Origin of the sequence: Nonomuraea sp. NPDC050733 (genome assembly GCF_040654215.1) — a bacterium.
Lineage (GTDB): Bacteria > Actinomycetota > Actinomycetes > Streptosporangiales > Streptosporangiaceae > Nonomuraea.
The window spans coordinates 25,834-44,046 of the sequence record NZ_JBFAHO010000056.1 but is presented as its reverse complement, the minus strand read 5'-3'; the positions used below and the strand labels follow the sequence as shown (position 1 = coordinate 44,046).

The window sequence follows — 18,213 nt, the reverse complement described above, 5'->3', positions numbered from 1 at the left end:
CCGCGGGTCGGCCTTGCGCCCCCCCCCCGGCGCCGGGGGCGCTGGGGTGCGCCGGGGGGCGTCGGCTACGGGGGCCCGCGCCCCCATAACCGTGGCGATCGATCGGTCGGCTCGCGCCCGCAGGTGGCGCGGCGGGTGTGGTCACCGGGCCGGCCACACTGTGCGCGGCAGCCGGAGGCCCCGAAGAGGGGTCTTCTGTCTGCCATCGCGACCGGCCGCCTCCCGGTGGGCACGACGGGGGTGTGCCCGGCTGGCGGCCGGAGTCTTGTGCGGAGTGCTGGGACTTCACGCTGCCTGCCCCTCTGACGGCAGCAGCCAGGCGACGGCGCCGTACATGTGGAGCGGCGCCTCAGGGTCGGCCTCAAGGGGGGCCCACCGGTCGTAAGGGAACCAGGTGGCGGGGTTGACCACTCCGGGCTCCATGAGGTCCCAGCCACTGAGCAGGTCCTGGATCTGCCGCCGCGAGCGCAGGTGAATCTCCGATACCTGCGTGTAGACGTCCCGGCCGGCAGCGATCTGCTGATCGGTCGCCCCGTCTGTGGTGGCATGGGTAACGATCGCCGCGCTGTCCGGAGCCAAGATCTCGCGAAGCGTCTCAAGGATGCGCGTCGTCTCTTCATCGGTGAGGAAGTGGCAGATCGCGCCCAGTACGACGGCCACGGGCTTGTCGAGGTCGATGATGCTGAGCAGATCCTTGTTGGCCAGGACCCTGTCGATCTCGCGGATGTCTTCTTGAACCATCGCCAGGCCCTCGCCCTTGAGATGCACCCAGCCGTGGCGGCAGACGCGCGGGTCGTGGTCGACGTAGACCACCTTCGCTTCCCGCTGGTCGCGACGGACGATCTCGTGCAGATAGGGGGCCCGAGGGAGGCCCGAGCCAAGGTCGATGAACTGGCTGAGCCCCCGCTCACCAACGGTAAGAGCAGCACGGCCGATGAACTTGCGCCCCTCGCCTGCAGCCTTCTTCACGCCGGGGACCGCGTTCTCCAGCTCATCAGCGACGGTCAGCTCGGTCTGGTAAGCGTCCTTCTCCGATCCTCCACCGAGAAGGGCGCTGTAGACCCCGGCCTGGGTAGCCGGAGGCGGTGAGAGGAGACTGTGAGAGTTGCACTCGCCATAGCTGGACATCATGGGTTGCCTCGGCTCGCTCTACGCGACGTCACTGCCTGAGTAGCGCGCTTTTGAAGCGGTGCGCTCGGTGGTGAGGTGGCTCTACAGTCGTCCATTGGGTCGCACCTCCGATGTGCGATCAAGGAAACCCGTCGGCGTGATGGCGTCAGCTGGCGGGTTTCCGCTTTTTAGGAATCGATCTGTGCAGGCTGCGCAGGTCGCGCGAATCGGCGACGAGCAGCAGCAACACCGTGCCTAGCCAGGTAAGCGCTTCGCGTGGGAGAGTCCAACAGCGGAAATGACGCAGAAATGAGGCACCAATGTCGCATAGGGGCTTCTGACCTGCGTGGTTAGCGAGCAAGAGTTATGGTTGGCGCACGGCTGATATCTGGAGGTATGCGTCATGGCGGCCAAGCGCCTGCGGCTCGCCCAGCGCCGAAAGGCCGCTGGTTTCACGCAGGAGAGCCTTGCAGCGCATCTTGGAGTTGAACGGTCAACCGTCAACAGATGGGAACGAGCGGAGACCGAACCGCAACCATTCTTGCGCCCCAAGCTATGTCGGGCGCTTAGGGTGCCAGAGGTGGAGCTCCAAGCCCTGCTTGATGACGTGACGACCACTGAGAAAAAGCCGAGCGAGCATATGAGTTATGTGCTCGATAATCCCACTTCGGCCGATTTGGTGACTGTGGCCTATTTGCATGAACGGCTGCGTGAACTGGACAGCTCCTACAACCAGTCGCCGTCAGTAACTCTTCTGGGTCCAGCTGGGCAGGTTCATGGCCAGGTGAAATACCTTCGCGAGAAGACGAGCAACCCCCGTGTACGGCGCGCGCTCTGCGAAGTGGAAGCCGCCTCGGCGACGTTCATGGGGCAACTGATCTGGGATGCGAGCTCCAGGCACGACCACCGAGCCCCGCAGTCCTACTTTGACGACGCGGTGAGCGCGGCGCGACACGTCCGAGATCCGTTCGCGGAGGCGTACGCCATCCTGCGTAAGAGCTACCTCGCCCTCTATGGAGCCAACGATCCAGTCGAGGGGGTAGCGCTGGCTCAGCAAGCGGCAGAAGTGGCCAGGCTTGCCAGCCCGTCACTCATGGGCCTATCCCTACTTCACGTCGCCGAGGGGCACGCCATGAAGGGTGAACTCAAGGCGTGCGAAGACGCTCTCAGGAAGGCTGAGACTCAGTTCGACAGAGTCAACGTCGAGGACCTCGCTGCGGAGTACTACACGATCAACGAGTTCAACCGGCTGGCCGGCTCGTGCTACCTGTTCCTTGATCTCCCCGACAAGGCGGAGCCGATCTTGCGTGCCACCATCGCCGAGTTGGAGTCGAAGCGCAAGAGCCAGGCCATCGCCCTTGGCAACCTCAGCCTCGCCCTGATTCGCCAGCGCAAGCTCGACGAAGCCGCGGACGCCGTACATCGGACCATTGACACGGTGGAGCTGACACGGGGCGGCGGCGGTCTTAACCTGGCGTTCGCAGCCGGTAGAGAACTGCGGCAGTGGCGAGGGGAGGCATGGGTTCAGGAGGTCCATGACCGCCTCTTCGCCCTGATGTCGACCGTGTAGAGACAGGTGGGGCGTGACCATCGATCAGGCTAAGCAAGCGGTCCGTGACAAGGTGTGGCGCCGTCTCTTGAGCGCGGGCGTCGTACCACCAGATGTGTACGGGACGATCCCAGACTTCGACGGCGCGAAGGCGACAGCCGAGCGCCTGGCCGAGTTGGAGGCGTGGCGGCGCGCGGAGACGGTGAAAGCCAATCCCGATCACGCCCAGCTTTCCGTCCGCGCACAGGCTCTGCGCGAGGGCAAGCTGCTCTATATGGCCGTACCAAGGATGGCCAGCCTCCAGCCGTTCTACCTTCTCGACCCTGCCTCGCTGGGTGGTCCTCCAGACGAGGCGGCCGGGAAGGAGGGGGCCAGGAGAGTCGCGCCCCGGGTGGGTATAGATCAGATGCGGCCCATCGACCTGGTGGTGTGCGGCAGCGTCGCGGTAAATCGGTCTGGGGCACGCATAGGCAAAGGTGCCGGCTACTCCGACCTTGAGGTGGCCCTCCTGATCGAGGCCGGCCTCGTGACCGCGCAGACCGTGATCGTGGCGCCAGTCCACCGACTTCAAGTGATCGACGAAGACATTCCCGAGGCCGAGCACGATTTCAGCGTCGACTACATCGTCACCCCGGAGGAACTCATCCCGTGCCCGAGGTCCCGTCGACCAAAGGGCATCACCTGGGACAACCTACGGGAGGACCAGATAGCTGAGATTCCAGTTCTTGCGGCACGGCGCTCCACGCCCTGATACCGAGATCAGGCAAGCGGCAGGTCGTCGGTGCGGAACCGGATCCGCCGCGGGTTCGCTACCCGGCGACGCAGTTCCACCGGCTGGGCTTCCCCGTCTCTGGTGACGCGTTCAGCGGTCAGGACGGACACGCCTGGCCGAAGCCGTAGCATGCTGGCCTCGTCCTTCGTAGCAGTACGGGCCCCGATGAGTTCGCGGACCCGGGCGGTCGCGGGGTCGAGGACGCCGGCAGTGATGAGCGCGGCGAAGATGCCGCCATCGACCTTGCCGCTGCCGGCCACGGGCGTGCCATCGACGACGGCGAGCGGGTAGTACGCCGTGTCGAGCATGACGGCCTGGCTGTCGAGGAGCGCGTGCCTGTCGCGGCGGACGACGGTCGCGCCGACGCTGAGTTGAAGGGCTCGGGCGACGTCGGCTTCGACTGGGACGCGGTCGACGGCGATGAGCTGCATGGTGCCGGTACGTCCGGCGTTGTGGCAGGCGGTTTCCCAGGGGCCGAGTCCGCTGCTGGGCGGGATGGCCATGCTGAGGTCGATGTAGAGGGGCCGCAGGTCCTGGACGATGAGGCCGCGGCTGGCTTCGCGCCAGATGAGGCCCTCGTCGCGGAGGAGTTTCACGGCGGCGCTGAGGGTGGCCGTTGTGGTCTTGTAGGTGGCAAGCAGGCTGGCTCGGTTGGGCAGCACGTCACCGGGCGCGTAGGTGCCGCTGGTGATGAGCTCGCGAAGGTGGTTCGCGATCTCGTCGCGCCTGGATGTCACGGTGCGCCCTCTCCTGCTGATGTTGTCCTCGATCACAGGATGTTGCCACAAGCTCGTTTGACAAATGATCGTGTCGTAGTTAATCATGCTCCCAGTACGCCATATTGTTTAAACAACACAGCATGACGGAGTCAAAGAAAAGCGGCCCCCGGACTACAGCGGGTACCCATCCCGCACCGGAGGCCGCCACAGCTCTTCCCAACCAACCCAGTCAGGAGAACACGACCTTGAAAGGTCTGTGAGAAGTATGACATGCGCCAAGCCCCCCACGCCGAACCTTGCACGGCTCCGCTTCCTCGCCGACCTGATCACCGAGAAGGGGCTATGCACGAGGCCGGGCGCCGATCCCGACCTCTGGTTCCCCGACACCGAACCCGGCGGCAACGCCACGACCCAACGCCGCTTCTACCAGCAGGCCGCCGCCGCCCGCTGCGCTGGCTGCCCAACCGTCGAAGAGTGCCTGGAAGTGGCCCTGGCCGAGGAAGGCGACCTCCTCCTCCAGCACGGCTGCGCGCCGCACGGCATTCGAGCCGGCCTCGCGCCCTGGGCGCGCCTCAACCTCCTTCTTGCTAGCAATACCGCTGGCAGTGACACAGAGGAAGCCGCGTGAACCCCTCCACGCTGTTCGACTACATCACCAACAACCCAATCAGCGCAGCGATCATCGCGGTCCTGGCGCTGGTGGTCCTGGCGCTGGTGGTCGTGGTGCTGCGCCTGGCGTGTCGGGCTGTCGCCTGGCTGTTGGCCCGCTACGTCGCACCGCGTCCTGTCGAGGACGTGCTGACGGTCGTGTCCGCGTCCATCGCGACCGGCGTGTCCGCGCAGGGAATGTGGCGCTTCTCCGGCGACGTGCTCGGCTTTGACGGCCCTCTTCAGCTCCTGCTGTTCGCGTTCATCGAGGTCGCCATGGTGACGAGCGCGGTGCGGGCCCGCCGGAACATGCGGGAGAACCACAAGGCGGGCATCGACGGCCTGGCCGTGTGGGCGCTGACTGGCCTGTCCGCGGTGCTGTCGGCGATGGACTCGCACAGCTTCCCCGAGGCCGTGTTCCGCCTGGCCGCGCCGATCGTCGCCGCGTGGCTTTGGGAGCGCGGCATGGCGATCGAGCGGCAGCGGCTCACCGGCCGGACCCGGATCAACTGGCGACTTACCCCGGAGAGGATGCTCGTCCGAGCTGGCCTGGCCGAGTCCAGCGACCGGACCGCGACCGAGGTCGACACGCACCGCCGCCTCACCCGTGTCGCCCTCGCCGCGAAGAAGGCGCGGGCGCTGCGCGAGGCCGGCGCCTCCGACCGCAAGCAGGCCCGCTCGCTGGCCAAGCTGGACAAGGCGATGGACCGCGCCGTCGAGCACACGGGCCTCGTCCAGGACAAGGCCAAGCAGCAGCGGATGCTGGCGCAGATCGCCGCGCTCTACAACACGGCCGAGCTGACGAAGGTGGACAGGCCCGCGTTCTGGCAGCAGCCGGAGGAGCCGACCGGCTTCGAGCGGCTCGCACTGGAGACCAGCCGCCTGAACGAAGGGCTGGAGGTGCGGGGCGAGATCCGCGAGGCCCGCGACGAGATGAAGCAGGCGCGCGCCGAGATCCGCGAGGCGATGGCGAACCTTGTGCCGCTGGCGGCTCTCGCGACCGGGGGACGCGTGGTTGGTCGCCGTGTCGTGGGAGGTGGCACGGGCGGGGACGACACGGCGCGGAACGGCAAGGGCGACACCAGCAGTGCCGCGTCACGCGTCGCGGTACCGGCAGCACAGCCGCCCGCGGCACCCCGCGTGACGCAGCGTGTGTCACGTCCCAAGAAGACCGTGTCACGCAAGCAGAACGGCTCGCGTCGTGGCACACCGGCACAGCCCAGCAGGGAGGAGCTTGAGCGGCGAATCAAGTGGCTGCACGACCTCGTCAAGACCAACCCTCAGCTGAGTGTCACGGACCTGCGTGACAGGGCCATTGAGGAGTACGGCGTCAGCCCCCGCACTGCGTACCGGTACATCGAACAGGCCGGGCTGGCGCCCAGTGACACGGCGGCCGGTGGCACGCCTCGTGACACACCCGGTGACACAGGCGGTGTCACGCCTCGTGACACGCCTGACGACACGGACGGCGCAGCCGGTGACACGCCCGATGGCACAGCCCGTGACACGCCCTCAGGCGGCGCGCCCGACGCGGCGTGACACGACACCCCCAACCAACCCGACACCGCGAAGGACACGACATGGACCCCGAGGCCAACCTCATCAAGCTCAGCACGGTCCTGCCGATGTGGCAGGCCGACGACGACTCACGCTTCCTCACCGCGTGGCTGCACTACAGCCCCGTCGACCCGTGGTTCGTGAGCGTGTACGTCAGCGGCGGCGTCGTCGCGTTGGACGTGCCCCGCGACGTCCTCATGGGGGGCTTGGAAGAGCTGGCCGCCTGTGACGACCTGATGGTCCAGCCGTCTGGCGAGCCGATGTGGATGCTGTGGACGCTGCGCTGGAACCCCGAGGAGCCGCTGACGTTCCGCGTGCCGACCGCCAACGTCCGCGCGTACCTGGCCGAGACGTTGAAGCTCGTGCCGTCCGGCACCGAAGAGTCCCGGATCGACTGGGACGCCGAGGTGGAAGCGCTGTTCGTGGAAGCCCCGGAAGGTGACGTTCCGTGACGGGGCTGCAGGGGCGGTTCGTCGCCTGCCCGGCTCTGACCGGCAGCTTCGCGGACGGCCCAACGCGCGCCCGCGTTGCGCAGCGCGCGCGCCCGCGCATGCACGCGCGCGAGGCGCAGCCTACCAACAATCACAGCCCGTAAGCAGGAGGAGTAGCAAGTGGCCAAGGACCGCACCGGCCCGGAGGAGCGCAAGGCGTACCACACCGACCGGATCAACAGCGAGCGGAACGGCGTCCGCCGCTTCTGGTTCGCCGCGTGCTGGGCCGCCTCCGAGCTGAAGCACCTCGCCAAGCGCGACCCCGCCAAGGCCCACGCGATCAGCCTGGACCTGGCCAAGCAGATGCGGGCCATCGCCGCCGACCTGAACAAGAAGCACCTCGAACATCTCAAGGCCAGGAAGGGAGGCAGCAGCCGTGTATGAGCTGAGACTGCCTGCCGACGACGACGGCGATGAGCAGCAGGACAACGTGGTCGTCGGCCCGTTCCCTGCGCCGGTCGACAACGCCGTTCCCGCCCAGCTGGACGAGCCGGCCGAAGGCGTGGTGTCCGTCTGGTCAGTGGTCGCCGCCGAGATGCGGCCCTGGCTGGAGAAGCTGCTCGACGACATGGTGGTGGGCGATGGCCTGTTCGGGCAGCGACCCGCGAGCATCGCGACGCTGGTCCGGCAGTACTTCATCGACCCGCCGCAGTTCGTCCGGGAGGCCATCCTCCTGAGGATCGGCTACGGCGTGTACGGGGTGCCGGTCATCCTGGCGAACCTCGCCCTGCAGCCCTTGCTCCTGATCATCCGCTTTCCAGCGCTACTGACCGCCGTGGTGGTCGTCGGCGCGGTGGTGTACCTCTTCACAGCCGTTCTCGCCTGAAAGGCAATCCTCATGGAACTCTCATTCGGTCTGGTCGTCGGCGGCGTCGTGGTCGCCGCTATCCCCCTCGCTCCCGCGATCATGGTCATGAGAAACGGCACGCTGTTCCGGAAGATTCATTTCCTCGTCGCCATCCTCATGGTCCTCGGCGGGTTCGGTTTCATCGGCATCGCCGCCTGGCTGGTCACCCTCGGGCGGAGCTGGGGGCTGGAGGTGTGGATCGGCGTCCCTGCGGTCATCGCCCTGGTGCTCGTCGCCATCGGGGTCCTGATCGGCGTGTCCGACTGGGACATCGGAAGGCCATCGCAGTGGGGCCTGTTCGCGCTGCCTGCGCTGATCACGATCGTCGTCATGACGTCCGGGCCCACCTGGACGTACATCAGCTCACAGTTCAACTCCAACGCCACCACCCTCAAGACGCAGGTGGAGGGGTCGAAATGACCATGCTGATCCTCGCCCTGGTAGTCGCCGTGTTCGTCACCGGCGTCATCCTGTGGCGACGGCCGGACGCCCGCGCCGCCGCGAAGGCCGTCACCGCCGGCGCGTGGAAGGCGGGCCAGGCCCAGGCCGCGACGGAGTTCCGCAACGGCTACAAGGCGACCCGCCAGGCGTACGACCGGGCGCAGAAGGCGCTGCAAGGGCGTGGCACGAAGCGCGCCCGCGTCGCGTCCGGGCTGCTGGAGCTGCTGGGCGTCACCGTGGTGACGGCGGGCGGGGCCTTCTACGGCGCGGCCAAGACCATCGGCGCTGCCCGGCGCATCGTCCTCGAAGCCGTCAAGGGCGGACGCGCCGCGTACGCCACGCTCGAGGTCGAAGCTGAGGTGATCGGAGAGGTCGAACAAGCCGCCGACGACGTCGTGCACGACGACCCAACCTACGTGGGGCAGCCCGTGGCGAACGGCGGCAGGCTGATCACGAACACGATCATCATCGCGACGACCGAGTGCGAGAGGTGCGGCGCCGAGCACTCCGTCATGCTCCAGCCGAGCCAGGACAGCACGACGAAGAAGTGCGACTGCGGCCAGGAGCTGCGCTTCACCCGCACCCCCGTCGAGACCAACACGCAAGCAAAAACGCAAGCAGAAATCGACAACCCTGGCGCCGAGCAGGCGCCCCAACCGGAAGGAACTGACATGGCAGTCGCTCAGGAGGCCACCGGCCTCACCAGCTACTCGCTCGCACACACCCAGATGGCCAACGACCTGAACGGGCTCGTCAACACCAGCAATGCCCTGGTCGCGAGCATGGGCGACCTGATCGCCCAGCACTCGCACCTGCTCGGCAACGCCGCCGTGCTGCAGGACCTCCTGAGGCAGGCCGCCAGCGTCGCGGAGCAGATCGCGGCCGACGCGGCAGCTGCCGCCACCGCGTGACCGCTGAGGTTGCGGGTTCCCGCCACGGCGTCGTCGTGGCGGGTTCCCGGAGCAGAGCGATCACCCCTGACGCTCGGAAGGGAGCGCACTCTCATGGCCGCCATCGCCGCCAAGAACAAGACCGAACCCGAGACGGATAAGCCCGAACCGCGGAAGGTGCGCCGGGCCATCCGGCGTATCAAGCGCCGGCAGCGCAGGCGCATGGCGTACGCGAGGCCGGTGGCGTGGCTGGCCACCATCCAGACCACCGCCGTCCTGGCCGACGCGACCGGCCTGGGCCTGGAGGTCACGGGGACGGCCGTCGTGCTCGCCGCAGGGGTGACCATGGTGAAGGCGCGGCGGCGTGGCCAGAAGCCCGCCATGAAGCGGACCGTGGCGGGGTCCATGTGGCTGCTGGTCGCCACGTTCGTCGGCCCGTACGGGCTGATCGCGCTGGTGCTGTGGGTCGTCGGCATCGTCTGGTCGGTGCCCTACTGGTACGGCCTGTACCGGTCGGCGCACCGCCGGGCCGTCCAGCCGAAGGCCCTGCCGAAGAGCTCCGTGTCGGGTGTTGAAGCATGGTGGGAGGAGACCGTTGTCCCGAACCACCAGGCGTTCGTTGGGACCCGCCTCGCCAACCCGGAGCCCGTTCCGGGCGGGTTCACTGCCGTCGTCGTCGGCGTGCCCGGCAAGACCGAGCTGGACAAGATGGCCAAGGCGACGGGCACCATCGCGTCGGCGCGCCGCGTGTCTAAGGACCAGGTCGAGCTCGGGCCGGCCCCCGGCGGCGACTACTCCGGCGCACGGGTCACCGTCGTTGAACGGGGCGACAACCTGCGGCAGGTGCGCTATCTGGAGGACGACGCCGCAGCGGTCGACGTGAAGACCGGCGTCGCCCGCGTCGGCTACTTCTTCGACCTCAAACCCACCCACTGGAGCTTCTGGACCACGTCGGCGGGCGCGCAGATGGGCATCAACTGCGGTTCGACCGGCGCTGGCAAGTCGGGGTTTGGCGGCACCAAGCTGGCGCTGGTGCACCAGTGCCCTCTGGCCGTGGCCGTGCTGCTCGACGCCCAGGACGGCAGCTCTCAGCCCGACTGGAACGGACGCACCGCCATCAGCCGTGAGGGTGTGCAGGAGTGCTGGGCTGAGCTGCAGGCGCTCGACTACGTGATGGGCCGCCGCGCGCAGCACATCGCGCACGCCCCGTGGGTCGACGACCAGAGCCGGGAGCGACACGGCAAGTCGTTCCTGGTGCCCGGCGATCCGGACCTGGGTGGCCTGGTGCTGATGTACGTCATGGTCGAGGAGCTGCCGCTCCTCCTGGGCGATCCCGAGGTCGGCGCGCAGGCCACCGAGTTCCTGGCCACGGCCGCGAAGACGTGGCGGAAGCCGGGCGGCTCGATCGACGTGTTCACGCAGAACCTGGGCCTGGAGAACTTCGGCGGCAAGCCGATCTCCAACACGCTCCGCTCGAACTTGTCCGGCGGCGGCAGCGTGGCCGCGTTCCGTACCGGCTCGGGCCAGGACCATCACATGGTCGGCTTGGCAGCCGACCCTTCGTCGCTGCCGGAGTTCTGGGAAGGCACCCGGGAGAAGACCCACGGCCTCGGCTTCATCAAGGGCGTCGACAACCGGCCCGGCGGCAAGTGGCGAGCCTCCATCTCGCGCGACCTGTACGGCATCGCGACCAGCCCCGCGGCCGCGCAGCTCGACGACATCACGCGAGGCTTCTTCGAGGAGTACTACGACATGCTGCGCCGCGGCGTCGACCCGCGTGACCCGGCCGCCGTGACGCCGGCCAAGGCGGCGCCGGACGCCAAGCCGCAGTGGTCGTCGGCCGACGTGGAGGCCGTGGTCGAGCACGCCTTGATCAGCGGCCCGAAGGAGCTCGGCGCGGTGTGCGTGGCGGCGCGGCGACGGCTTGGCGACATGCCGCTCGGCGAAGTCCCGGCCGCGTTGCGCGCGCTGGAGAAGGCGGGCCGGGTGCGGAAGTCCGGCGACTCGTACCAGCTCGTGAAGGAGGGCCAGTGATGAGTGCAGTCCCCGCGCTGCCCGCCCGGTGGTTCGACCACGCGCTGCGTGTGACGGCCGTGACGCTGTGGTGGCTGGCGGCGATGCTGGCGACAGCGTTGCTGTGCCGGCCGACGCCGGGCACCGAGGTGCTGGTGCCGGTGGTCGTCGCCGTGGCGGTCGCGGTGGTCATGCTGGTGGGCCGTCCGGTTGGCGGCTCGTTGCTGCTGTTCAACGTGGCGATTTTCGCCATGGCTGTGTGGGGTGAGGTGGGCGGCGCGGTCCTGGTCGTGTCCACCATCGCCGCTCTGGCATCGCTTCCCGTTCCCGCTCTTCAACCAGCCCCAGGGGACCTGACGATCCGTGCTCGCTCGCGCTGGGCGCGAATCGAAGCCTCCAGGTCCTCCATGGATATGCGTCCTGGCCGGTGTGCGAGCCTGGCCGCTTCGGCGGGGGAGAGGGCGTCGCGTTCGGCGCGAGCGCGGGCCAAGAGCTGGCCAGCTGATGCCAGCGCTTTTGCCCGCGTGATAGGGACGGGCATGGGTGCGGAAAGGGGAGGGTTGGTCACGTGTTCATGATAGATCGCTGGCTTGGCGGCTCGCGGATGGTGTTGCGGTGATGAAGATCTGCCTTAGCCTCATCGGTGTGAGCAGGCCGGACACGGGTGCAGATAAAATCGTTACCGAATTGCACGCAGTACTTGAGCGCATCACCTACGCCAACGAGGAGAGCGGCTACACCATCGCCCGGGTGGCCACCGACCGCTCCGGCTCGGAGCTGCTGACCGTGGTCGGCCCCCTGCTGGGCGCTCAGGTGGGGGAGTCGCTGCGGTTGAGCGGACGCTGGACCTCCCACCCCCGCTACGGCCGCCAGTTCGAGGTGTGGTCCTACACCACCGTGCTGCCCGCCACCGTGCAGGGCATCCGCCGCTACCTCGGCTCCGGCCTCATCAAGGGCATCGGCCCGAAGATGGCCGAACGGATCGTCGACCACTTCGGCACCGACACCCTCGAGGTCATCGAGACCAGCCCCGAACGCCTGGTCGAAGTCCCCGGCCTCGGCCCCAAACGGACGAAGATGATCGCCGCCGCCTGGGCCGAACAGAAGATCATCAAAGAGGTGATGATCTTCCTGCAGGGCGTCGGCGTGTCCACCTCCATCGCCGTACGCATCTTCAAGCAGTACGGCGAGCAGTCCATCACCGTCGTCCGCACCCACCCCTACCAGCTCGCCGACGACGTGTGGGGCATCGGCTTCAAGACCGCCGACACCATCGCCCAGGCCGTCGGCATCCCCCACGACAGCCCCGAACGCGTCAAGGCCGGCCTGCGCTACACCCTGTCCCAGGCCGCCGACGACGGCCACTGCTACCTGCCCGCCCCCAACCTCGTCGGCGACGCCGTCAAGATCCTCGACGTGCCCGCCGGCCTGGTCGCCACCTGCCTGGAGGAGCTGGTCGCCGCCGAGGGGATCGACGCGGCGGGCGTCGTACGCGAGGACGTCCCCGCCGGCGACAACGTGGTGCCCGCCGTCTACCTGCCGCCCTTCCACCGCGCCGAGCTGTCCCTGGCCGGCGGCCTGCTGTCGCTGCTGCACGGCGGCCACGACCGGCTCAAGGCGTTCGCCGACGTCGACTGGGAACGCGCCGAGGCCTGGCTGCACGCCCAGACCGGCGCCGAGCTCGCCCCCGAGCAGCGCCAGGCCGTCCGCCTGGCCCTGACCAGCAAGGTCGCCGTGCTGACCGGCGGGCCCGGCTGCGGCAAGAGCTTCACCGTCCGCTCCATCGTCACCCTGGCCCGCGCCAGACGCGCCCGCGTCATCCTCGCCGCCCCCACCGGCCGCGCCGCCAAACGCCTGGCCGAGCTGACCGGCCACGAGGCCACCACTGTCCACCGCCTGCTGCAGCTGCGGCCCGGCGGCGAGGCCACCTTCGACCGCGACAACCCCCTCGACGCCGACCTCGTCGTCGTCGACGAGGCCTCCATGCTGGACCTGCTGCTGGCCAACAAGCTCGTCAAGGCCGTCGCCCCCGGCGCCCACCTGCTGTTCGTCGGCGACGTCGACCAGCTGCCCTCCGTCGGCGCCGGCGAGGTCCTCAAAGACCTGCTCGCCGCACACGACATCCCCCGCGTCCGGCTCACCCAGATCTTCCGCCAGGCCCAGGAGTCCGGTGTCGTGGTCAACGCCCACCGCGTCAACACCGGCCACCACCCCGTCCTGGCGGGCATGAAGGACTTCTTCCTGTTCCCGTGCGAGGAGCCCGAAGAGATCGCCCAGCTCACCGTGGACGTGGTCGCCCGCCGCATCCCGCGCAGGTTCGGCCTCGACCCCCGCCGCGACATCCAGGTGCTCGCCCCCATGCACCGCGGCGCCGCCGGAGCCGGCGCCCTCAACCTCGCCCTGCAGGAATCCCTCACCCCCGCCCGCGAGGGCATGCCCGAACGCCGCTACGGCGGCCGCGTCTTCCGCATCGGCGACAAGGTCACCCAGCTGCGCAACAACTACGACAAGGGCGCCGCCGGCGTCTTCAACGGCACCGTCGGCGTCGTCACCGACATCCGCCCCGACGACAGCGAGCTGACCGTCCTGACCGACGAGGACGAGCACGTCGCGTACGCCTTCGACGAGCTGGACGAGCTGGCCCACGCCTACGCCGTCTCCATCCACCGCTCCCAGGGCAGCGAGTACCCCGCCGTGGTCATCCCGCTGGCCACCAGCGCCTGGATGATGCTGCAGCGCAACCTGCTCTACACCGCCATCACCCGCGCCAAGCGGCTCGTCGTCATCGTCGGCTCCCGCCGCGCCCTGGCCCAGGCCGTGCGCACCAAGGGCGCCGGGCGCCGCCACACCGGCCTCACCCACCGCCTCACCCGCCGCTGATCGCACGGCGGATCACCGGAGTTGTCGCACGGCCGACGCGGAAGCCTTTACGGTCATTCCTTTACCCGTACTTGACCCTGCCCTGACCTGCGGTTGACTGCAACAAGTGACCTAAATGTGACCGAACTCTCCCAAATGAATCCGCGTCATACATGCATCAGCATTAAGGTTTTTAGGTGCTGCCATGGGGGAGAGGACAGACTTGAACATCGCGTCTGGTTGGAAGAAGCCCACCGCGGGCATCGCGCTGCTCGCCGCGGCGGCCCTGACGGCTTCGTGCTCCAGCGGCAACGCCGCCACGGGCAACGCCGGCGCATCCGAAGCCACCACGTCCGCCACGCCTCAGGCGCCGACGATCACGATATCGCCCGCCGAAGGCAGCGCGAAGGTCAGCCCGGACAAGAAGATCGTCGTCACCGCCTCCGGCGGCACCCTGGACGAGATCACCGTCCAGGCCGGCAAATCCGACGACGAGATCACCGGCACCTACAACGCCGACAAGACCCGCTGGGTCTCCAAGGGCACCCTCAAGCCCTCCACCGGCTACACCGTCAGCGCCAAGTCCGGCGTCACCACCGCCACCAGCGCCTTCACCACGATCAAACCCGAGCGTGAACTCCAGGTGGCCGACGTCACCCCCAACGCCAAGGGCGAGACCCTCGGCGTCGGCGCCCCCATCATCGTCACCTTCAACCAGCCCGTCACCCAGAAGGCCGCCGTCGAACGCGCCCTGCGCGTCAAGGCCGAAAAGCCCGTCAAGGGCGCCTGGCGCTGGATCAACGACACCGTCGTCATCTACCGCACCGCCACCTACTGGCCCGCCCACCAGAAGGTCACCTTCACCGCCGACATCGAAGGCGTCAAAGCCGGCAAGGGCACCTACGGCGTCAAGGACTACACCGCCAACCTCAAGATCGGCGCCAAGGTCATCAGCAAGGTCGACGCCAAGAAGCACATGATGTACGTCTACAAGGACGGCAAGCGGGTCCAGACCATGCGCATCAGCGCCGGCATGGCCACCACCCGCGAGTACACCACCACCTCCGGCGTCCACCTGACCATGGAGCGCGGCAACCCCGTCCGCATGATCTCCCCGGGCCGCAAGAAGGGCGACCCCGGCTACTACGACGTCATGATCAACCACGCGGTCCGCATCTCCAACTCCGGCGAGTACGTCCACGCCAAGGACAACGTCTGGGCCCAGGGCGTGCGCAACGTCAGCCACGGCTGCGTCAACGCCCGCCCCGACCAGGCCAAGTGGTTCTACAGCACCATGCAGCGCGGCGACGTCGTCGACATCACCGGCACCGACCGCGAGCTGGAATGGAACAACGGCTGGGGCTTCTGGCAGATGCCGTTCTCGCAGTGGAAGAAGGGCAGCGCCCTGTAACACCGAGGCGACCCGGCACAAGGGGCGACCCGGCACGAGGTGGCGACGCAGCACGAGGGGGCCGGCACCAGCCGGCCCCCTTCCCGCTTCCCACCCCGCGCCGCCTCACCCGATGCGACGCCTCCGCTGATCGAGACCGGTGTCGAGACCGGCGTCGAGACCGGTGCCGAGGGTCTGGACGTCCGGCCCCGTCTCACCCCCGTACGTAGCGATCTTGTACTCGGTGGCCGCGAGCGAAAGAGACAGCTCACGGATCCGCCGGCGAATGGTGTCACGGTGCTCCACCAGCATGTCCAGCCGCTCCGGCACGGTCTGCTCCCCGGCGTCGACCAGCGAGACGTAATGCTGCAGGTCACGCATCGCCATCCCCGACAGCCGCATCCGGGTCACGAACACAAGCCGCCGCACCGCCCGCGCGTCGTACACCCGGTGACCGTTGCCGTCCCGGGCCACCTCCACCAGCCCCGCCCGCTCGTAGTAGCGCAGCGTGTGCGGCGAGACATCGAGCAGGTCGGCAACCTCGGTGATCATCATCGAGTCGGGCACATCGGCCAGGTCGGTGAGGCGGTGGATCACCTCGACCGACAGCGGGCCGTCCTCCCCGATCGTCTCCAGCGCCCTGGACATCAGATCGTCAGTGGCCATGCCCACCACCCTAGACCGGCCGGGCCGAGGCGGGCACATCCTCGAAGTCGGCGCTGCGGGCGACCTCGGCCCACCGCTCGACCTCCTCCAGGCCACGCCGGTACGCCCCCGAGATCCGCTCGACCGCCTCCCGCCCGAGCGGCAGCCGCAACGGCACCTCCTCACCGTGCACGAGGGACACGATGATCTCGGCCGCCCGCACCGGGTCGCCCTCCTGCAGACCATCGCTCCCGGCCATGTCCACGCGCACACCGGCCAGCAGGTCCCGGTAGGTCTCCGACGCCTGCGTGAACTCCAGCACGTCCGCCGCGTTGAACCCGGTCCGGAACCGGCTCGGCTCCACGATCATCACCCGGATCCCGAACGGCGACACCTCCCCGGCCAGCGCCTCCGACCACCCTTCCAGGGCGAACTTCGACGCGGAGTACGCCGACACCCCGGGGAACGACATCCGCCCGCCCTGGCTGCTCATCTGCACGATCGTCCCCGCGGCCCGCGCGCGCATCGCCGGCAGCACCGCCCGCACCAGCGCGGCCGGCCCGAACAGGTGCAGATCCATCAGCTCACGCAACTGCGCGTCGCCGACCTCCTCCACCGCCCCGACCACGGCCCGGCCCGCGTTGTTGACCAGCACGTCAACCTGACCGAAGCGGTCCAGCGTGTCCCGCACCAGGCCGTCGGCGGCGCAGACGTCCCGCGCGTCGAACGCGGCCACCAGGCAGCGCTCCGGGTAGCTCCCCGCCAGGTCGGCCACGCTCTCCGGCCGGCGCACCGCCGCCACCACGTGATCGCCCGCCGCCAGCGCCGACTCCGCCAGCGCGCGCCCGAGACCACGCGACGCGCCGGTGATGATCCAGGTCTGTGTCGTCATGACGACGACGCTAGGCCTTCGAGCGCGCTCGAACGCAAACCCGCCCGCCCCCCTACACGGAGCGGCGCAGCACCATCCCCGGCCACTCACCGACCGTGAACGGCGCCTCCCGCTCGAACCCCCACTCCTCGTACCAGCGCACCAACCGGCCGTCCCCACCGGCATAACAGTCCACCCGCAGCACCGCCACCCCCCGCTCACCGGCCTCGGCCAGCGCCCGATCCAGCAACGCCGCACCCACGCCCATCCCCGGGAAACGCCGATCCACCACCAGCGCCTGCACATACAACTCCGGCACCTCCGCAGGCCGCACGTACGCCGGCGGCGCCCCCACACTCACGCACCCGGCCGGCTCACCGCCCACCTCGGCGATCCGCAGCCCACCACCCCGCGCCCACTGCCGCACCTGCTCCGTACGCCGCTCGTCCCCGGTGAAGGGCCGCTCACCCCACTGCCCGGTGATGCCCCGGCTCACCAGCCACGCCACCGCGCTGTCGAACATCGCCAGCACCGCCGCCACATCCCCCGGCCCGCCCGCCCGGACCTCCACCCCGCCGTCCACCCGGCTCTCCACCCGGCTCTCCGGGCCGCCCACGCGGCCGGCCGTCTCGCTCACGCCGGCACCCCCCACGCCGCGCGCGCCAGCGGCGACCCGCCGGCGGGGGAGAGGGGCTCCTTCAGGAACACCGGTGTCTGCGCCATGAACCGCGGCCGCCGCCCCCGATGCTCCTGCGCCGCGTGCACCGTGAACGGATGCACCACGTACACGTCACCAGGCGCGCCCGTCGCGTACGCCTCCGCCCGGCCCCGGCTCGCCTCCTCCAGCAACGGCCCCGCCACCATCGCGTCCATCGCCTCGCCCAGCACCGCCACCGAGTCCCGGTGCGAGCCGACCCTGATCCGCGTCGGCGCGTCGTCCGGACCCACCTCCGACAGCAGCACCAGCAGCAGCAGCGTGTGCGGCCGCCCGCTCACCTTCCAGCCGCCGTCCGCCTCCGGGGTGTTGGCGTCGACGTGCCAGCCACGGTCGTCGGCCGGCGCCACGTCCGGGAACCGCACCGGGATGTTGCCCAGAGCCCCACACGGCACCCAGCCGCCCGGCCCGGCCACCGCGTCCAGCGCCCGCCGCAGCCGCTCACTGCGCACCAGCGTCCCGAACGGCCCCTCACCCGTCAGATCCGAGGCCCACACCACCGGCTGCGTCCACCCCGACGGCTCCTGCGGCGACAACCCGATCTGACGCCACAGCAACGCCCGCGCCTCGTCGCCCACCTCACGCGCCGCCGCGCCCTCCACCTTGGCGAACCCGTCCGCCACGAACCGCTCGACGTCGATCACATCCATGCGCCGCACGCTAGCAGCGCCGGCCACCGACTTCCCCCGATTTTCT

19 protein-coding genes are annotated in these 18,213 nt (G+C 69.0%); 13 read left to right on the top strand and 6 right to left on the bottom strand.

What is annotated here, in order from left to right; translation table 11 throughout:
* Positions 1-285: 285 nt before the first annotated feature.
* Positions 286-1,131, bottom strand: coding sequence for an SAM-dependent methyltransferase (locus AB0H64_RS41680; protein ID WP_357636579.1), 846 nt, complete (start codon positions 1,129-1,131; stop codon positions 286-288).
* A gap of 382 nt (positions 1,132-1,513) precedes the next feature.
* Between AB0H64_RS41680 and AB0H64_RS41675 the strand changes: the two genes are divergently transcribed.
* Both AB0H64_RS41675 and AB0H64_RS41670 read left to right on the top strand, forming a co-directional pair.
* On the top strand, positions 1,514-2,680 hold the full coding sequence (locus AB0H64_RS41675; RefSeq protein ID WP_357636577.1) for a helix-turn-helix transcriptional regulator: 1,167 nt from the start codon (positions 1,514-1,516) through the stop codon (positions 2,678-2,680).
* A gap of 13 nt (positions 2,681-2,693) precedes the next feature.
* Complete coding sequence (locus AB0H64_RS41670; RefSeq protein ID WP_357636576.1) at positions 2,694-3,410, top strand: 5-formyltetrahydrofolate cyclo-ligase; 717 nt, start codon at positions 2,694-2,696, stop codon at positions 3,408-3,410.
* An 8-nt stretch (positions 3,411-3,418) separates the two neighbouring features.
* Here AB0H64_RS41670 and AB0H64_RS41665 read toward each other — a convergent pair whose 3' ends face one another.
* Complete coding sequence (locus AB0H64_RS41665) at positions 3,419-4,255, bottom strand: GntR family transcriptional regulator (RefSeq protein WP_357636574.1); 837 nt, start codon at positions 4,253-4,255, stop codon at positions 3,419-3,421.
* Positions 4,256-4,415: 160 nt separating this feature from the next.
* On the opposite strand from AB0H64_RS41665, the gene AB0H64_RS41660 reads away from it, so the two are divergent.
* From AB0H64_RS41660 to AB0H64_RS41610, 11 genes are all read left to right on the top strand, one after another.
* Positions 4,416-4,778, top strand: a complete 363-nt coding sequence (locus tag AB0H64_RS41660) for a WhiB family transcriptional regulator (protein ID WP_357636572.1) — start codon at positions 4,416-4,418, stop codon at positions 4,776-4,778.
* Positions 4,775-6,337, top strand: coding sequence for a hypothetical protein (locus tag AB0H64_RS41655; protein WP_357636570.1), 1,563 nt, complete (start codon positions 4,775-4,777; stop codon positions 6,335-6,337). Before AB0H64_RS41660 ends, AB0H64_RS41655 begins: the two co-directional genes overlap by 4 nt.
* Positions 6,338-6,378: 41 nt before the next feature.
* On the top strand, positions 6,379-6,807 hold the full coding sequence (locus AB0H64_RS41650) for an SsgA family sporulation/cell division regulator (RefSeq protein ID WP_357636568.1): 429 nt from the start codon (positions 6,379-6,381) through the stop codon (positions 6,805-6,807).
* A 159-nt stretch (positions 6,808-6,966) separates the two neighbouring features.
* Positions 6,967-7,230: a hypothetical protein gene (locus AB0H64_RS41645; protein WP_357636565.1), complete on the top strand. Its 264-nt coding sequence runs from the start codon at positions 6,967-6,969 to the stop codon at positions 7,228-7,230.
* Positions 7,223-7,672 carry a hypothetical protein gene (locus AB0H64_RS41640; RefSeq protein WP_357636562.1) on the top strand — a complete coding sequence of 150 codons (450 nt, stop codon included), beginning with the start codon at positions 7,223-7,225 and terminating at the stop codon, positions 7,670-7,672. Before AB0H64_RS41645 ends, AB0H64_RS41640 begins: the two co-directional genes overlap by 8 nt.
* A gap of 12 nt (positions 7,673-7,684) precedes the next feature.
* On the top strand, positions 7,685-8,113 hold the full coding sequence (locus tag AB0H64_RS41635; protein ID WP_357636559.1) for a hypothetical protein: 429 nt from the start codon (positions 7,685-7,687) through the stop codon (positions 8,111-8,113).
* Positions 8,110-9,045, top strand: coding sequence for a hypothetical protein (locus AB0H64_RS41630; RefSeq protein ID WP_357636556.1), 936 nt, complete (start codon positions 8,110-8,112; stop codon positions 9,043-9,045). Before AB0H64_RS41635 ends, AB0H64_RS41630 begins: the two co-directional genes overlap by 4 nt.
* 93 nt (positions 9,046-9,138) lie before the next feature.
* A complete protein-coding gene (locus AB0H64_RS41625; protein WP_357636554.1) occupies positions 9,139-11,058 on the top strand; it encodes a hypothetical protein in 1,920 nt (639 codons plus the stop codon).
* Positions 11,058-11,615: a hypothetical protein gene (locus AB0H64_RS41620; protein WP_357636551.1), complete on the top strand. Its 558-nt coding sequence runs from the start codon at positions 11,058-11,060 to the stop codon at positions 11,613-11,615. The genes AB0H64_RS41625 and AB0H64_RS41620 overlap by 1 nt, the downstream gene beginning before the upstream one ends.
* 109 nt (positions 11,616-11,724) lie before the next feature.
* Positions 11,725-13,917: an ATP-dependent RecD-like DNA helicase gene (locus AB0H64_RS41615; protein ID WP_357636548.1), complete on the top strand. Its 2,193-nt coding sequence runs from the start codon at positions 11,725-11,727 to the stop codon at positions 13,915-13,917.
* Positions 13,918-14,119: 202 nt separating this feature from the next.
* Positions 14,120-15,307 carry an Ig-like domain-containing protein gene (locus AB0H64_RS41610; RefSeq protein ID WP_357636545.1) on the top strand — a complete coding sequence of 396 codons (1,188 nt, stop codon included), beginning with the start codon at positions 14,120-14,122 and terminating at the stop codon, positions 15,305-15,307.
* Positions 15,308-15,412: 105 nt separating this feature from the next.
* Here the strand turns inward: AB0H64_RS41610 and AB0H64_RS41605 are convergent, their stop codons facing one another.
* The 4 genes from AB0H64_RS41605 to AB0H64_RS41590 are packed head-to-tail and all read right to left on the bottom strand — an operon-like array spanning position 15,413 to position 18,167.
* Entirely contained in the window at positions 15,413-15,952 is a 540-nt protein-coding gene (locus AB0H64_RS41605) for a MerR family transcriptional regulator (RefSeq protein ID WP_357636542.1), read from the bottom strand.
* A gap of 10 nt (positions 15,953-15,962) precedes the next feature.
* Positions 15,963-16,823 (bottom strand): SDR family NAD(P)-dependent oxidoreductase, encoded by an 861-nt coding sequence (locus AB0H64_RS41600; protein ID WP_357636539.1) that lies wholly within the window; start codon positions 16,821-16,823, stop codon positions 15,963-15,965.
* Positions 16,824-16,875: 52 nt separating this feature from the next.
* Positions 16,876-17,439, bottom strand: a complete 564-nt coding sequence (locus AB0H64_RS41595; protein WP_357636536.1) for a GNAT family N-acetyltransferase — start codon at positions 17,437-17,439, stop codon at positions 16,876-16,878.
* Positions 17,436-18,167 carry a phytanoyl-CoA dioxygenase family protein gene (locus tag AB0H64_RS41590; RefSeq protein WP_357636532.1) on the bottom strand — a complete coding sequence of 244 codons (732 nt, stop codon included), beginning with the start codon at positions 18,165-18,167 and terminating at the stop codon, positions 17,436-17,438. Before AB0H64_RS41590 ends, AB0H64_RS41595 begins: the two co-directional genes overlap by 4 nt.
* Positions 18,168-18,213 lie beyond the last annotated feature (46 nt).

Coding starts and splice junctions, on each gene's coding strand:
- AB0H64_RS41680 (WP_357636579.1), bottom strand. CDS start 1,131: ATGATGTCCAGCTATGGCGAGTGCAACTCTCACAGTCTCCTCTCACCG.
- AB0H64_RS41675 (WP_357636577.1), top strand. CDS start 1,514: ATGGCGGCCAAGCGCCTGCGGCTCGCCCAGCGCCGAAAGGCCGCTGGT.
- AB0H64_RS41665 (WP_357636574.1), bottom strand. CDS start 4,255: ATGATTAACTACGACACGATCATTTGTCAAACGAGCTTGTGGCAACAT.
- AB0H64_RS41660 (WP_357636572.1), top strand. CDS start 4,416: ATGACATGCGCCAAGCCCCCCACGCCGAACCTTGCACGGCTCCGCTTC.
- AB0H64_RS41650 (WP_357636568.1), top strand. CDS start 6,379: ATGGACCCCGAGGCCAACCTCATCAAGCTCAGCACGGTCCTGCCGATG.
- AB0H64_RS41635 (WP_357636559.1), top strand. CDS start 7,685: ATGGAACTCTCATTCGGTCTGGTCGTCGGCGGCGTCGTGGTCGCCGCT.
- AB0H64_RS41630 (WP_357636556.1), top strand. CDS start 8,110: ATGACCATGCTGATCCTCGCCCTGGTAGTCGCCGTGTTCGTCACCGGC.
- AB0H64_RS41625 (WP_357636554.1), top strand. CDS start 9,139: ATGGCCGCCATCGCCGCCAAGAACAAGACCGAACCCGAGACGGATAAG.
- AB0H64_RS41620 (WP_357636551.1), top strand. CDS start 11,058: ATGAGTGCAGTCCCCGCGCTGCCCGCCCGGTGGTTCGACCACGCGCTG.
- AB0H64_RS41605 (WP_357636542.1), bottom strand. CDS start 15,952: ATGGCCACTGACGATCTGATGTCCAGGGCGCTGGAGACGATCGGGGAG.
- AB0H64_RS41600 (WP_357636539.1), bottom strand. CDS start 16,823: ATGACGACACAGACCTGGATCATCACCGGCGCGTCGCGTGGTCTCGGG.
- AB0H64_RS41590 (WP_357636532.1), bottom strand. CDS start 18,167: ATGGATGTGATCGACGTCGAGCGGTTCGTGGCGGACGGGTTCGCCAAG.